Here is a 15,265-nt window from a genome sequence, read left to right on the forward strand (position 1 = left end):
ACTAATCTATAAATTTAACATCAGCTGGATCAACCCACGCTACTCCAATGCAAATATATTTTCCCAAAGTTGTCAGGATAGTCCATGTTGAGCCACTTGACACGTATTTACTAGGGTAGGGGTCAGTAAGATGTAATTCATTATTTTTATCTATAGCTAAATATGTTCCATCGTAATAGTTTTTTAAAAGCATAACTTTTCTGCCAGCCAAATCATCTCGTGTAAATCTGTGACCGCCAATTATCAAGTTATTCACTTCTTTGCCATTTAACAACATGAAGGAGTCACCTCCTCCACGTTATATATTATTAGTAAACAGGAGGGACTATTTACCCCCCCACTTCACTTTTGATGGTAATATCCGACAGCCTTATATAACATGGCGTTGAGCTATAAATTACTTTATTACTCTCATCTGAAAAAGTGATGCCAATCTGAATCCAATACTCTCCATCTTCGAGTTTATCAGTTTTTATTAAGTACAAGCACTGCTTAATCGGTACTATTTCATCCTTAACAGCTGATCCTATTGAAAACTGCCCTGCCGAAGTGGTGTTAACATTTCCAACATAATAAACTTTTTGACCTTTTTTTGTTTGAATTTTAGTCCCAATGAGTGTACTTTTTACAGCTGAAAACCGTTGTCCAGCAACAATCAAATTGTTAACTTCTTTGCCATTCATTAGCATTTGTCAACCTCCTCTTATGGTGTTGCCACGAAAACATTAGGATGGGCTTTAGAGTAAGCAATGCCACTATCAAGGTCATCACATTGATGGACAATTTCCTTATTTTCCTGGATCTCTATTCTAGAAATCAGATCATTATGACGCTTATCAGATTCAGCTTTTGTGTAGTGGTCAGTATTCACATTGCCATTGCTGTCAGGAGCTGTGTTGTCAACCTTTGTGACAACCTTAAGATTCGCTACACCATCGTCATCAGGACGGATTGCCGTGCCATTATTAAGGCTGATCTGCCTCAACTTGCCAAAGATATCTTTCATGTTAACAAAGCTAACCGTATAGTAAGCATCACTGCCATATTTATAACCTGCCCTATACCAGCACTCAAAGTTAAATTTTGTTGCCTGAAACATAAACTGTTGGTAGTAATTTAACGAGTACCCTGGGTTCTCACCTTCCAGAACGAATATATATGTCTTGCCATCACTCCGATAGTCATCTGGTATGTCATTTTTAGCGAAATTAAAGCCATTTTTAGAATAATAAATCCCTGATTCTGTAAGTGAGTCAGGGTTAGTTTTATTATCTTTTAAAATTGGATTTGAAATTGTGTGAATGTTGCCTAAATCTTTGTCAGATGCAATTTTGAGAAAGTCTTCCTTGCTTGTACTATCAGCTTTGGTACGCACGTATGTTAGGCTCCCTTGACCATAATCGCTAATATAGACAATCTGCTCGTAGGTTTGAGCACCGTTCCACTTAGGTATATCGAATATCCAACCATAAAGGCTTCCTTGCGTTGCATCAAAGCCTGCCATTGCGCCATCAGACTGTAATTGGCACCCAAGAAACTTGCTTATCCCAACCGTTGAGAATGTATCAAGGTTAATTTTCGTATTATAAATATTATTGCCACTATCGCTGTTGAGCGCGGTAAGGCTTTTAATATTATTGTCAATCGTTTTATGAAGCGATTTAATGTCTATATCAATTTTGTTAAACAGGTTGGTAATATCCTGCTTTTGTGGCAATGCCTGAACAGCCTTAGCTAATTGTTCCTGGGTAACGACTCCATTGTCAGTAACATCAACAGTTACATTATCTGTCTGTCCCACTACAACGAACATTGTCAGATTAAACTTGAATAATACTTTATCCTTGAAGTCAGGCATAGTTTCTGGTTCCAAAGCCGTAGTTAAAGCATAAAGGAACTCTTTGTCGCTACCATCTTCTTTTGCAAACAAACCAATAGTGTTGACATTATAGCCTGTGGTCAAATCTTTGTTGTTAAATACTAGCTCTGTCCCAATGACAATGCTTTTATCCTGAGCAGAATCTGCGACATTGTTAATTTCGCCATACTGCATCAAACTTGGCAGTGCCGTTAATTGTTGCAATTCACTAATACTTTTATCTGCCAATTTTTCAGTAGATGTCGCAGCCCTGGTAATCGTAAACTTGGCTTTGCCTGAGCTGGCTTTAGCAGCTAAGTCTAAACCTGCGTTAGTTAATATTGTTTTATTGTATTTCGACAAATCTTTGCTCCTCCTTTCTAATTGATAAACTGCGATACATTGGCTTGCACTGCAGTTGTTGCTTTGAGCCAAGTCCCCAGACCGACTTTAAAATCATTACTAATTTCAGCTCTGTTCAATGCTACTCTGATTTCATAGATCATGTTTGCGGGTAAATAGATGTTAAGCAGATACTTGATATTTTCAATTTGACTACTATTAATGTCGGCACTTTTGGCTTCTACTATTGCATACCTCTGCATAACTGTGATTGTGGCAGGTATTTTAAGTGTCGCAAACAAGTCGCGCAAGTACCAAATAGTAATTGGTCTCGGTGGCAACAAACGCATTAATACTTTGTTTTGTCGTGTCTCTAAATCATCGCTTGGAGCAGGTTTAATCCCTACCTGATCTTCAAAGACAGAAATACCCTTTGCATCTGTCTGTGTGACAAACTGATTTAAAAGCAGTCGGAACTGCTCACTTTCTGCCTTGTCTAAGACGTCTTCTTGTGCATGCATGATTGCCTGCATTTCGTAAACGTCATTGTAATAGTCAGGAAGATAGTCCATTAAATTATTAGCCATCTAACTTTACCTCCCCTAAAACTGGCAGTTGTGAAGTCTGATTATCAAACACAAGTGCAATATCTTGGTCGGCTCCATTCAAAGTCGGTACAGACGCATTGATTACCCCGTCAACCATCATAATTTGTGACAGTATTTTTGAACGGTAAATCGTCTGTGAGTAACCTCGCCCAGTTTTAGCATCAATATTGTTCCAACTTTGCCGTAGCAATTTAAAATATTCTTCGATTGCAGTTTTGATTTTTGCTTTAACTAGGTCTGTACTATGTGTACCGTCAATATTGACTGTTGCTGCTATATTAACTGTCAAAGGTGTTGGCGCAACTACAGTTACTTGATGGTCAATTGGCGCTAGACCATAACCTTGACTCTCATTGTCAGTAGGATCAATTATGTTCTTTACTTTCTTGATCAAGTCGGCACTGGCAGGCATTAGGATATTGTCAACTATAACCAATTTAACTGTACCCGCACCATTCCACACCGGATACACTTGCCCTGCTCCAACTTCGCTAATTTTGCTAAGCATTGCCAAGTAGTCCGTAATATTGCCACCGTAAGCAATCCAGTCATCTGCTTTTAACAAACGGTCACGCAAGTGGTCATCTGTTTCTTCATCCCTTGCAGGAGCAACTATTTCAGTGATTTCAGCCCATGATAGGCTGTCGTTACTGGTTACTGGCAGTATCTGCCCAATGTAAGAGTTGGCCGTCGTTCCAGGGTCGTCTGCAGTTAATTCGCCTGTTAAATCATCATTGATTTTTTGCACGGTATAAAAAATAGGCGTTTCACCAATGCTTGCGAATTGGTCGCCTATCTGAACATTATTAATCGTGTTACCGTCAGAATCTAAGAATTTAGCCTTAACTTCCGTTTGGGTTGCTGCATATCTGCCTGTGCCGTGTTCAGCCGCTCGGTAATCAAGAAATTGCCCTTGAGCTGTCTTTACATAAGTCTGTTTAATGATGTTAGCTCTTGCCAAAGAATGTTGAGCTAAAACCATAGCTGTAGGTGCTAATGCGTCATAGATTACTGAACCTTCTCGCTGATCAATATCATCAGGAACATTTTCTAGCATTAAATCAAGCCAATAGTCATAATCTTCTGCCATGTAGCTTTCAGCTAACTCATCTGGTGTCATCAACACTCACCTCACTATCTATATTAATATTGCCGTACACCGTAACGCAGGTGCCTTTAATTTCTAGGGTATCTCGGCTTACTTCATTAACTGTGTCAATATCAACTTCAACCACTCGATCATCAGCTAATAATGCCTCTTTAATCATCCTTTCAGCCTCTACCTTGGCATAGCCCATGTCTTTGCCAATAAGATCGTTTAAATCATTGCCATATTGGTCGGAATAGATCGGATAGACAAGACGTTCAGTCCGCAATATCTTGTCTACTGCTTGAATTATGGCTTGTTTTTCATCAACTTTGCCACGAATGCGTCCATTTTCAATTTTAAAAGTCAAAGTTGGTTCATCGTCCAAAGTCTCATCATCATCGCCGTCAGTGTCAATATCGGTATCTTCCAACTCGGCACTCTCATCGTCCATGTTGTCATCGTCAGTCACAATAATGTTGTCATCATCGTCCATGCTATCCCTCCTCTCGCTCGAATAGGTAAAACTGCTGTCCGCCATCCATGCGGATCATGGTTACCTTGTCATTCTTTTTTAAACTGTTATCAAATTCCATGTCTTTAAAAGAAATTTTTTCGGTTTTAATAACATCACTACCAGTAATAGTTGCTTTGCCAGGTAATTTGAACTTGCCAATATGCTTCCCCAATACGATAAAATTATCGTCAATAACCATATTGTTGGACAATTGCACTTTCAGTGGTTCAGTGCTGGTCACAACTCCATAAACCACATCAGCATAGTCACTGTCTTTACCGCCGCGACTTTGTAACATCTTAATTAAGCGTTCTCCAGCCATTCCGCACCTACTTTCATTGTTAAGTGGCACATGTAATCTGTGCCAAAATCATGCTCAGCCTTTAATATTGGGCAATTCTTCAAGGTCTTGTTAATGTCATTAATCTTGATAGTCACAGCATTGCCAGCAACAAGGTCAACGTTGCCGATACAATCAACAGTTAGTTCCTTGTTGGCTTTGTTGCGCTTGCGTAGCTCATCCTTTGCCTGTTTAACCATCTGCGCATGGTTAGCTTTGTTCTTCTTATTTACAGTGACTTGCAATTTGCCCCACTGCTCTGTTGAATCACCTTTGGCACTAGTTGATTTAAAGCTGGTGCGTTTAGCTTCATCCTTTTTACTGGTTTTAGCTTTAGCTCTAGTTGTTTTCTGATTCTTACCATTAGCCTTCTTTCGCTTGGCAGTGGCTGATTTAGACTGAGATTTTTTAACATCCTTTTGGATGACCTTAACCACGTTTGCTGTGTTGTTAATATCAACGGCATAAGAAAAGCCCGTCATTGCGGACTTACTACCAATTATGATTTTTAGTTTCTTATAAGGTGCTCTTCTTAACTCAACCACATCGTAGTTGCAGTACACATAGTACATGTGCTTTGTTGCTGTCTTTGTCTTGGTGATCGCGCTCTTGAGCATGTCAAAGTAAGTTTTTCCGTCACAGACTTCAGCAGCTACTTTGTGCTTTGGCTTATTAACTACTTTATGCTTGATTCCAGCTCGCTTGCATACATTGTTAAAACGGTCTGCAATAGTGCCAGACTTCCAAACAATTGAGTCTTGGTTTTTTAAGTACCGTTCCTTGTCATAACAAGTGACACTAACCGTATCGTCTTCTTTTACTTTGTAATCAAAGACATAACCGTAAAAGATTTTATGGTGACTCCATCTGAACTTAATGATATCGCCTGTGTAAGGGATAATTGGATGTGCTTTCTGAATTAAGTCAAACGTCAATTCGCCAGCACTAAAGTTAAGGTCAGTTGTCCATTTAACGTTTGCCACTATCTTACGCAAATCGTAAGTGGTTCCCTTGCCATTTTTCTTAGATTTACGATACATGTTGCTACGACGCACTAACTTAAATGTCGTTATCATGCCTTTTTCACTTCCGATTTTTTAACCCAACCACGAGCAATGCCATTAATGCCAACACAGATTGGGTACTTATGCCCTTTGGCAATGTTAATTACTTGGCGCTTGGCGTTTTTTTCATACGCACCTGGACCATTGCCGTTCGAATCTAAGTGTAAACGTCCATTAACTATCACGGTAGAATGAATGCCAAATTTTTTAGGTGGCGCGACTCGCTTCTTGCCTTTTTTCGACTTATGTTTTTTCTTCTTTTTAACTTTTTCAGCTTTAAAACTGCGATACTGTTTTAGTTCAAGCGTGTACTTGTACTCTTCATCAAAGCCATCTTCAAAACCATAATTAAATCCGGCAATTGTCATGCACATGCTTATTTTAGTGTTGGCGACAACTAGTCTGACTAGACCTTTAGCTTTTTGGATTTTTTTGATCCACTTAATGTAATAATCAGGCTTTTTAGGCGAATCATCCGCTAGATAGGTCGTTTTGTATTTTGGGAAAACGGAATCGATAGTTACACCAACTAACTTTAAATTACCCAGTCGATTTATTTCGCCTAAGTTGACTATCGTTTCGCTCTGGTCATCATTTTCATACTTAAGCTTTAGTTCAGTTGGATTGACTGGCAATTGGATAGTTTTACTAGTTTTATAACTAGTTAAAAAGACGCCAAAGCCGTCCATATAATTCACCTCTCTAACTTAATGCTTTTTCGCTCTGAGCAATTAACCGATCTTCAATCGCTGCTAAAATCTTGTCAGCGTCATAGTCGGCATTGCCTGTGCTATTAATCTGAATAGCGCCACTTTCAATAGTGACGGTCGAACTACGATTGTCATTATTTGCGCTGCTACTGCCGAATTTAGTTCCAATTAAATTCGAACCATTAGCGTCATTGCTACTGATTGAAGTTTCTAATTGATCTTGTTCATTAATACCAATTCCTGCTGTAGCTCCATCCAATCCGTTTAGTGCATTGGCAACACTATTTACAGCAGTTGCGGCACGGTCAAAGCCATTAGCAAGCAAATCTCCTGCATTAGTTTGACCCATTACCAAAGGATTAAGCGTTGGTGTCATATCTGATGCAGCGGCGACTACACCTTCTGCCATGCTCGCTGAGGCATTTGCAGCTATATCCGCGTCATGATTTAAACCAATCGCAAGCCCCTGGTCTAACCATCGACCAAATTGATTAAACAGTTTAGAAGGTGACCCCAAATGGAAGAAACTCTTAGCTGCACTAACAACTTTTCCTGCAACATTTGATACTGCATTAACTGCAGCACCAATCATGGATTTGATCCCATTAACTAAGCCTTGAATCAAGTCTCTACCAACACTTACTAGTGAGCCAGCAAAACTTCTTGCTGCATTAACTGCATTTGAAATACCATTTCTGACACTATTTACGACGTTACTCATTGCACTCGTGATAGCTGTAACCATCATGGTTCCTGCCATGATAAACATAGTGACTAACATCATCACTGAAACTCCGACGGCTGCTAAGCCACTGGCAACAACCATCAATGCAGCACCTACTATTAGTAGACCGGCTCCCAGAACAACGGCTGCTACACCTAATAATAGTGTTGCAACAGCGGCTATCATAAGTAATGGTGTAGCTAACATTAACGCCATAGCAAACAACATCATTCCCACTGCCGCAATGATAGCAACAACAGCTAATATTGCTATACCAGCTCCCATTAAAACTAATCCTACTGCCGCAATAATTGAAAATACTGCAAGTAAAGCAACACCAACTGCCAACATAATAATGCCAACTGCTGCTACAATTGCAAAAACACCTAATATTAATAGTCCTGCGCCCAATAAAACAGCTCCAACTGCTGCAATTACTAGTGATACAGATAAAACTACAATAGCTAGGGCTAGAGCAACTATGCCGATTGCTCCAATGATTGCTGCTACACCGAAAACTGTAATTGCGACTGCTAATAAAAGAATATTTAAGGCAGCTTGAGCGCCATAGGTGGCAATGTTAGGTAATTGCATCCCTAACAGTGCCAAGCCTGCCGTAGCTATAAAAATGGCTACCCCAATCAATAGGAGCGCGGCTCCAAAGATAAGAAATCCTGCCGCTGAACTAATAAAAGCCGGTCCAAGCAATTTAACTACTACAGCTAAAGCGCCTATTGCAACTAACATTCCAAAGAACACAGCAATGGACGCACCACCGCCACTTGCTAAAGAATTTGCTGCCTGAGCAAGTATCCAGAAACCACTAGCCACTAATACGACAGCAACACCGACTTCCATCAATGCAGCACCTAGTTTTAAAAAGGCTCCTGCACTTTGCATAATTCCTCCCGATTCAGGAACACTATTTGTTGGCAATTTAGGAGATTTTACTTTTTTAAATGCTCCAAATACTTTTGCTATACCTGAAATTCCTTTACCAAGAGTATTTATTACTTTGAAAGCCGCAAAAGCTATTGCAAGGTTTTTAATAGCCCCTGCAATATTATTTAGTGTACCAGGCTTAAGTTTGCTAAGTTTATTTAGACCATATACAACGGTTGTAAATATTAGTCCCCTAGTTCCTGTTTTCAGAATAAAGAATGCAGTACCTAAAGTCTGCAAACTACTTGGATCTAATTTACCAATTACTTTTGCGATTGCGCTGATTGCCTTGGCTATTCCCGAAATACTTCTACCAGAAATTGAGCCTAAAGTCGTAAAAAAGCTAGTCTTGCCATCTCCTTCGCTCATCGTGTCAATGACATCACTAACAGCGTCAGCTATAGTTTGAAACATTTTACCAACTTCTTTACCAGCGCCAGTACTGTTAAAGCCATCGAATACATCTTGCAAACCTAATTTAAACTTGTCAAAAATTGGTTTAACGTAATTAATGGCATTAATGATGCCATCTCCAAAGGAGTTCCAATTTAACTCACTCATTTTATTGGTTATTCCTTCAATTGCACTAATTCCAATTTTACTTAATTTTTGAAATTGTGGCTGTAAACCGTTGGATAAAGTTTCTTTCAACCCATCCATTGCCTGACCTACAGTTTTATACTGTGTAGCCATTTTACTGAAATTAGCATTGGTACCAGTTTTGGCAACAGCATTAAGAAATTCCTGGGTTTTTATTTTCCCGTCTTGCACATTTTTGACAAGATCCTGTGTTGACATATGCATAGACTTAGCAACTGCAGCCATACCTGCTGGTGTTTGTTCAAGCATAAGTTTGAAGTCTTGCCATTGAACTGTAGGCTTTGCAGCCATCTGTGTTGCCTGTTGACTCAAAGTTTTCATAGCCTGCTTTGGATCAGTAGCAGCTGCAGCCAATCCACCAAATCCTTTGACTAGCCTCGTAGTATTCTTAACCCCTACAGCTGCCAATTGGCTATATGTAGAGGACATGTCTGATGCAGAATAAATTGTGTCTTGGGCAAATTTTTGCATCGAGCTTTTGGCTGCTGCTATCTGTGCCGGTGACCTGCCTAATTGACGCATGTTGCCGTCAAATGTTTGCCAGGAAACACTAGCCTCATTTAGTTCATCAATCATTGAATGAATTCCGGTAGTAGCAGCACTTGCAGCGGAACTAATCATTCCGCCAAAGGCAGTTCCTGCAATGATCTGTTTAAGTCCAATTCCTGCAGATCTAGCGCCATTTCCAAGAGATAGCATTCCATTACTACCTCCATTTATTGCATTTTTAAGACGGGAACTCCAGCTAACACTACGTTGTACACCAGCATTAAACTTATTTAATACATTACTGAAAGCATCATTTATTTTTAAAGTACTGCCTATTGTAGCCATTAGTTACCTCCCTTCTATATATGTTTAGACCTGGCTTTACGTTTAGCTTCTCGCTCTTGCTTTTTCTCTTCTTTCTGCCTAATTTGAATAGAAGCTACTACTAGTGCTTTTTCTTTTTGTGTCAATTCAGCCCATTGTCCTGGAGTCCAATGATATTCATTCAAGCAGTAATAATAAATGCTGAAATCGCCATAAGACTCATTAATTAGTTTTTTGCTTGTTCGACATAGTTGTTAATACTGTCAATATCAAATCCTGATATTTCTTGGATTGATTGTCCAAGGTCAGCATACTGACCAGCATTTAGCATTTTCTTTAGGACACCAGCTGGATCTGCAATACAACCCCATGACTTTTGTAATTTTTCATTATTTAAATCTGGTTGTATAACTGCTTCAGCCATCATCAAATCAACTAGCTTGCCTTGGTCAGTTTCTTGAATTCTTTGATGTGTTTTTTTGTTAATATAGCTAGTTGTTGCTTGTTTTTGCATTTCATTAAATTCATCCGCTGTGAGTGCTTTAATGATAAATGGTGATTTAAAACCTTTTATTTTTACTTCCTTAGTTTCATTTTTTGGTTTGACATTTTCTGCTAAAAAATCTTCGACATTATAAGCCATTTTTATTTCCTCCTAATTACAAATCGAATCCATTAAAACCGGTAACTAAATTTACCTGTTCAAAGGTAAAGTCTGATTCCCAATCCATAACGCCATCATCTGCTTCAAAGTCAGCAAAAGGGACATCATCTAGGTTTACTTCGCCAAAGTGCAAAGTTTGTGTACCTGCTCTACTGGTAGGATCATTAATAGTCATTGTGATTTCAAAATATAAATCTTTGCCGCCATTGATATATGGCAAAGCGTATTTTGTCCAATTTGAACTTATCAAGTAACCTCCAAGTGTGCCAGTACCTTCTACTGAAGTAACTTTTTTGTGTTTCCAGCGACTGCCTAATGTCTGAACGTCTTCCTTGTTCTTTTCTAGTTTTGCACTAAATTTTTTGCATTCGATTAATGGAATAACTTTGCCGTCAATTGTGACGTATACTTTGGCATCCTTTGTTGAGATAGTGTCTCTTCCGTTTAAAAAACTGCCAACTGTGCTTACTGTTTCATCTGCCATTACTTTTACCTCCTAATTATTGAACGACCATTGTCATGTAAAGCTTTTCCATTGAATCTAAAGGCTTTACTGCTAAATTAACGAGAATTGAATCACGATCATTACCAGCTTCAATAGAAATGTCGTCTTCTTTGAAATCACTGATAACATTGGCATCGTCTAAACTTTGCAGATAGCTTACACGGTTAGCTTTAAACAAGTCTCGTCCTGTTGTACTATTAGTGATCTTACCGATAAACATATCTTCAAATGTCCGCTTAGTGTTGGTTACAATCGTATCCATTGTCCGTACTACACGGTTTTTGCTGAAGAAGACTGGCTTTTCTGCAGTGACTTTGGTTAAAGAATTAATATCTTGCTCAATTACAACAGTTTCGTTGCGCTTAGTCGTAAAGACAATTTCGCCATTTTCCAAAGCTTCAATTGTCCGATCATTGCTGAATTTCGGATATGCGCTAATTGCATCTGGATATTCAACGTAGGTCAATGATTTGGCTGCATCAGCTGAACTTGAAGCACCTGCAAAGAAACCTGCAGCTACTGTGGCATCTAATTCTGTGCCGTCCCCTAAAACAACACCATTAGCTACGGTAGAAATACCTTCATAGTTAATCTTGTCGCTAGTGTATGGAATAACACCACGTACTTTGATGTCATTGTCCTCACGTAAATGCTTAATCTCATCAGCCAATTGCTTATGTATCGGGCTATCAGCTGGGAAGCCTGCAGTAGTGGCTACATCGTAGTCTTCGGTTTCAAGTGCATCATTTAATAAGTCGCTAATGTCTACTGGGGTAGTTGTTCCGCCTGTCAAATCAACAGTCACATCATGCTGTAAATCAGCCAATGGATTAAGGCTTGTTGGTTTAACAATTGGTGCCTTAGAATTGTCATCACTGTCCTTAGTGTCAGGGCTTGTTGGCGAAGTTCTGTCAGTCAATTTAACGAGGACATAGTCATTTGACATTAGTGTTTCTGGCTTATCCACATTAATATCCTGTTGATCAACGATCCTAGTATTTAGCAAAGTTGATACGATCACCTTGCTATCGCTTTTTTGTACAGTTACATGCAAATTATTGCCGACTGTGCCAGGGTATTTTGCTGTAAACGCCCATGGCAATGACTCATCGTTTGCTGTTGCCGCAATACCGTCATTGTTGTTAAGTAACAATACTGTATTTGCGCCCTTAAGCACTTCATGCAAAGTTTGCAACTCTGGCTCCTCAATATCATGCCCTAACAGTGCCTTAAAGTTTGAGTCACTATTTAGTTTAATAATTCCTTTAGCTCCCCAGTTAAGTTGTGTGCTAACTGGTAGTAATGTCCGCCCAATGTCTGTGCCATTGTTGTTATTGCCTTTGCCGACAACATTAAAATAGGCACCAGGACGGCGTTTATTCTGTGTTTTCCAACTCATTTATTTAATTTGTCCTTTCACTTCTTGATTTTGTAATTTAATTTCATCTTTCTTATCTGGGTAAAATCTTCCCCAAACTTCAAATTGATAGATTAGCGTGTTGTCTTCCTGCTGAGTTACTTGAATGTGCCTTAACGGAGCGTAGTCTTTTAGCTCTAGCAAACCGCTTAAGAGGTAATCTTCCACTCGCTCCATGTCTGTTTTAGGATAGTCTGGTTCAGGAAAATAGATTACCTGATAGGCATACTTGCGATATTGTCTGTCAAACACTTCAGGAGCTGCGCTGGTATCAATTTTTTCGATAAAAAAAGACGGTTCTTCAAAACCGTCTGATTGATTTTCAGTATAAATTGTTGCCTCAGGGAATAGCCGTGCTATCTCGTCAGCAATACGTTCAATTATCGTCAATCCAATAGCCTCCTTAGAATATCATCCATTACTGGCGTAACCAGCTGTGGTATCTGCTTTTCAGTTTCAGAAGTAGCTTTTTGGAGAAAATGTTGACCAGATACCCAACTTACCTTTAGCCGCTTACCAATTGTCGGTACATACCTGCCTGGTGTCTGTCTATGTCCATTTTCAACAAATGAAGCATAGTTTTTGCTATTTCTAAGCTCGATCGAGATTTCAGCCCCTGCAAAATTCGGACCATTTAATTGCCAACTCCGTCTTAAATCACCAGTTTTGACTGGCGTGTTAGCTTCTGCATTGCGCTTATAGGTCTCTCCCACATTCTTAACGCTTTTTTTGACCTCGTTTTTTAACTGACCACCTGATATCTCAGCATTTACATGCTTGGCAAATTCTTCAAATTGGCTGTTGTCAAAGTCTCCAAATGAGCTCATGCTTTTTCATCCCTTGTCATTGCAATTTCCTGATGACTGACATAACCAGAATAACCTTTGCTACTACGCTTATACTTCGTCACCTTGCCATTAACATCAGTAACAATAATAGTCGCACCTGCTGGCACATCTATTCCTGTTCTAATTAGTAATGTGGCATCGTATTCATCTGTGCCAAAAAACGACTGCTCACTGGCTTTTAATCCTTTGAGTATAACCTTAGCTGGTTCATCTGTAACTATCGTCACAGGCTCACTGGTGGTAATATGATGTTCGTTAACTACTTTCTTGGTTGCTTGAATAGTTACCTTGTCAGTCCACAGTATAGGCGCCACTTCTTTTAGCTTGTTAAATGCATTAATCATTGTGGCAACCTCCTGAAATGAATTAAGTCAGTGATAAAATCATCGGTAACCGGGTTAAGCTTTTGCACCTGAGCATAAAGCTCTGCTGGCGAGCCGAAGTTAACCGACACATCACCTTCACTAATTGAATTGACGGTATCATTACTAGTCCAGCTGTGCGTCTGAATTAACTGCAGGCACATTGCCGTAATAGTGCTGTCTATTTCTTGTGGCAGTTCTCCAACTGGAATGTTGGTAAAGTTAGCCACTGACTGAATTACTCTATCTAAACTGAAATCTATCAGATCATTATTTGCCTTGTCACCCAATAATTGGGCGACCTTATCTTTAATCTCCTTTTTTCTTTCATCGTTCATTTTTACTTCCCACTCTTAGCTGCTGTCTTAGTTGATGGAGCTTGCGGAGCCGTTTTATCTGTAATAACGAATTGAATACCAGCTGTCTTAGTCTTTAACAAAAGCACATCGTTATATGATTGTTCATAGTAAAGCCAATTTCCGTTAGTCTTGGCACATGGTGAGTCAAACCCTGCAAAAGTGTATTTTTCTGGTGCAATTTGAACGCCGTTATAAATCAACATCATTTCAATTTGCTTAGAATCATCAATTGTTTTTGCACCTACAGTGAAATCATATGCTGTATGCATTAAATCCGATGGAATAACTACGATTGTAACTGAGTCTAGGCTGTAAACTCTACGTTCAACTGAATTAGGATCTTTAAGAACCAATTCTCTGTTCATTATTTCCGCACGCTTTAAAATAGCGTTAACTTCTGGTGTGACATACAAAAATCGGTTTTGTACTGGAATACGTGCTTCATCAAAATCAAGCATCATATTATCGAAAGCCGTTAAAATGTTCTTCTCATCAAGAGTATCTGTTGTAATTCCTCTACCACTATCTAATTGCTCTTTTTCTTTGAACAATTTGCTGAACATGAACTTGTCCATTTCAGGCATTTTTTCATCAATATTGAATTGACGAGTAATGTTAGCCAATGTAGTAACGTAATTGGTTTCATCAATATCTGATGGGTCAACTAACGTACTCCAGTAACGTTCATTTGTAATTTCATATGAATCCCAATCGTTGGTGTAGTTCGCCTGAATATCTTCCATTGTTCTACGTTTTCTATCACGGCGACCTTCTTCAATGGTCAATCTTGGAAGCTTGATGTGTTTGGCACCGTCAAACTTGATTAAACTATTGCTTGGTGATTGCCATAATGGAGCAGTATACAAGTGTCCGTCATAGAATGCTTGTTGTACTGCTTGTTGATATGCTTCTGCGTAATTTACTGTTGCCATTATTTATTAATTTCTCCTTTGAATATATTTGTCATGGTGGCTACTGGGTCAGGATCAGCCTTACCGCCACCACCTTGTGGTTGATATGGTTCTTTACTGCCCTGGTCGAACAGGTAGCCATCTGATTTCTGTAATGAACTAATTTGATCGTCTAAGCCTTCAAGTTCGCCTTTGTCGTTGAACTTTACCTCATCCATATTGAGCAGAGCTTTAGCGGCCTTGGAATTGCGCACCTTTGCCTTACTTAATGCACTGTCGACTGCGCTATTGAGCTTGGTTTGTTGCAATTCACTAGTTAGGTTTTCTGTGTCCTGCTTGTACTTGTTCTGTAACTCTTTGAATTGATTAGTGAGTTCTTCATTATCGCCTGCTTGCTTTTTGAGTGTTTTTAAATCCTTGTCACGCTCTGCAATCTGCGACTGCAAAGACTCGTTAGTCTTATTCAATTCGTCAATCTTGGACTTTGAGTTTTCAACATCGGCGCCATGTAGGCTCATAACTTTGTCAATTTGTTCATCTGTTAGATTTAATTTTTTTAATTCTTCACGTTTCATATTTGTTTCCTCTCTCGCT

The 15,265-nt window shown here is 39.2% G+C and carries 20 protein-coding genes; all 20 read right to left on the reverse strand.

Annotated elements, in window-relative coordinates; genetic code table 11:
* Window position 1: 1 nt before the first annotated feature.
* The 20 genes from AAA926_RS02685 to AAA926_RS02780 are packed head-to-tail and all read right to left on the reverse strand — an operon-like array spanning window position 2 to window position 15,246.
* Window positions 2–277, reverse strand: coding sequence for a hypothetical protein (locus tag AAA926_RS02685; RefSeq protein WP_338211771.1), 276 nt, complete (start codon window positions 275–277; stop codon window positions 2–4).
* Window positions 278–329: 52 nt separating this feature from the next.
* A complete protein-coding gene (locus AAA926_RS02690; RefSeq protein ID WP_338211772.1) occupies window positions 330–683 on the reverse strand; it encodes a hypothetical protein in 354 nt (117 codons plus the stop codon).
* Window positions 684–703: 20 nt separating this feature from the next.
* Entirely contained in the window at window positions 704–2,221 is a 1,518-nt protein-coding gene (locus tag AAA926_RS02695) for a hypothetical protein (protein WP_338211773.1), read from the reverse strand.
* Window positions 2,222–2,238: 17 nt separating this feature from the next.
* Window positions 2,239–2,787, reverse strand: coding sequence for a putative phage tail protein (locus AAA926_RS02700; protein WP_338211774.1), 549 nt, complete (start codon window positions 2,785–2,787; stop codon window positions 2,239–2,241).
* Window positions 2,780–3,928 carry a baseplate J/gp47 family protein gene (locus AAA926_RS02705; protein WP_338211775.1) on the reverse strand — a complete coding sequence of 383 codons (1,149 nt, stop codon included), beginning with the start codon at window positions 3,926–3,928 and terminating at the stop codon, window positions 2,780–2,782. Before AAA926_RS02705 ends, AAA926_RS02700 begins: the two co-directional genes overlap by 8 nt.
* Window positions 3,915–4,349, reverse strand: coding sequence for a DUF2634 domain-containing protein (locus AAA926_RS02710; protein ID WP_338211922.1), 435 nt, complete (start codon window positions 4,347–4,349; stop codon window positions 3,915–3,917). The genes AAA926_RS02705 and AAA926_RS02710 overlap by 14 nt, the downstream gene beginning before the upstream one ends.
* Window positions 4,350–4,392: 43 nt before the next feature.
* On the reverse strand, window positions 4,393–4,734 hold the full coding sequence (locus AAA926_RS02715) for a DUF2577 domain-containing protein (protein WP_338211776.1): 342 nt from the start codon (window positions 4,732–4,734) through the stop codon (window positions 4,393–4,395).
* The gene (locus AAA926_RS02720; RefSeq protein WP_338211777.1) at window positions 4,716–5,828 is read right to left on the reverse strand and encodes an XkdQ/YqbQ family protein; all 1,113 of its coding nucleotides are present in this window, start codon (window positions 5,826–5,828) and stop codon (window positions 4,716–4,718) included. Before AAA926_RS02720 ends, AAA926_RS02715 begins: the two co-directional genes overlap by 19 nt.
* Window positions 5,825–6,505 (reverse strand): hypothetical protein, encoded by a 681-nt coding sequence (locus AAA926_RS02725; protein ID WP_338211778.1) that lies wholly within the window; start codon window positions 6,503–6,505, stop codon window positions 5,825–5,827. Before AAA926_RS02725 ends, AAA926_RS02720 begins: the two co-directional genes overlap by 4 nt.
* Before the next feature lie 13 nt (window positions 6,506–6,518).
* Window positions 6,519–9,626, reverse strand: a complete 3,108-nt coding sequence (locus AAA926_RS02730; protein ID WP_338211779.1) for a tape measure protein — start codon at window positions 9,624–9,626, stop codon at window positions 6,519–6,521.
* A 14-nt stretch (window positions 9,627–9,640) separates the two neighbouring features.
* Window positions 9,641–9,790 carry a hypothetical protein gene (locus tag AAA926_RS02735; protein ID WP_338211780.1) on the reverse strand — a complete coding sequence of 50 codons (150 nt, stop codon included), beginning with the start codon at window positions 9,788–9,790 and terminating at the stop codon, window positions 9,641–9,643.
* Window positions 9,791–9,831: 41 nt separating this feature from the next.
* The gene (locus AAA926_RS02740; protein ID WP_045927898.1) at window positions 9,832–10,248 is read right to left on the reverse strand and encodes a phage tail assembly chaperone; all 417 of its coding nucleotides are present in this window, start codon (window positions 10,246–10,248) and stop codon (window positions 9,832–9,834) included.
* Between the two features lie 16 nt (window positions 10,249–10,264).
* Window positions 10,265–10,753 carry a phage tail tube protein gene (locus AAA926_RS02745; protein ID WP_045927897.1) on the reverse strand — a complete coding sequence of 163 codons (489 nt, stop codon included), beginning with the start codon at window positions 10,751–10,753 and terminating at the stop codon, window positions 10,265–10,267.
* A gap of 16 nt (window positions 10,754–10,769) precedes the next feature.
* Window positions 10,770–12,173, reverse strand: coding sequence for a phage tail sheath subtilisin-like domain-containing protein (locus AAA926_RS02750; protein WP_338211781.1), 1,404 nt, complete (start codon window positions 12,171–12,173; stop codon window positions 10,770–10,772).
* Window positions 12,174–12,581 (reverse strand): phage tail terminator family protein, encoded by a 408-nt coding sequence (locus AAA926_RS02755; RefSeq protein WP_338211782.1) that lies wholly within the window; start codon window positions 12,579–12,581, stop codon window positions 12,174–12,176.
* Window positions 12,578–13,018: an HK97 gp10 family phage protein gene (locus AAA926_RS02760; RefSeq protein ID WP_338211783.1), complete on the reverse strand. Its 441-nt coding sequence runs from the start codon at window positions 13,016–13,018 to the stop codon at window positions 12,578–12,580. Before AAA926_RS02760 ends, AAA926_RS02755 begins: the two co-directional genes overlap by 4 nt.
* Window positions 13,015–13,380 carry a hypothetical protein gene (locus AAA926_RS02765; protein WP_338211923.1) on the reverse strand — a complete coding sequence of 122 codons (366 nt, stop codon included), beginning with the start codon at window positions 13,378–13,380 and terminating at the stop codon, window positions 13,015–13,017. The genes AAA926_RS02760 and AAA926_RS02765 overlap by 4 nt, the downstream gene beginning before the upstream one ends.
* Window positions 13,380–13,739, reverse strand: coding sequence for a head-tail connector protein (locus tag AAA926_RS02770; RefSeq protein ID WP_338211784.1), 360 nt, complete (start codon window positions 13,737–13,739; stop codon window positions 13,380–13,382). Before AAA926_RS02770 ends, AAA926_RS02765 begins: the two co-directional genes overlap by 1 nt.
* A gap of 2 nt (window positions 13,740–13,741) precedes the next feature.
* Entirely contained in the window at window positions 13,742–14,692 is a 951-nt protein-coding gene (locus AAA926_RS02775; protein WP_338211785.1) for a capsid protein, read from the reverse strand.
* The gene (locus tag AAA926_RS02780) at window positions 14,692–15,246 is read right to left on the reverse strand and encodes a phage scaffolding protein (protein WP_338211786.1); all 555 of its coding nucleotides are present in this window, start codon (window positions 15,244–15,246) and stop codon (window positions 14,692–14,694) included. The genes AAA926_RS02775 and AAA926_RS02780 overlap by 1 nt, the downstream gene beginning before the upstream one ends.
* Window positions 15,247–15,265: the final 19 nt, after the last annotated feature.

It is taken from the genome of Lactobacillus juensis (genome assembly GCF_036246285.1).
Classification (GTDB): domain Bacteria; phylum Bacillota; class Bacilli; order Lactobacillales; family Lactobacillaceae; genus Lactobacillus; species Lactobacillus juensis.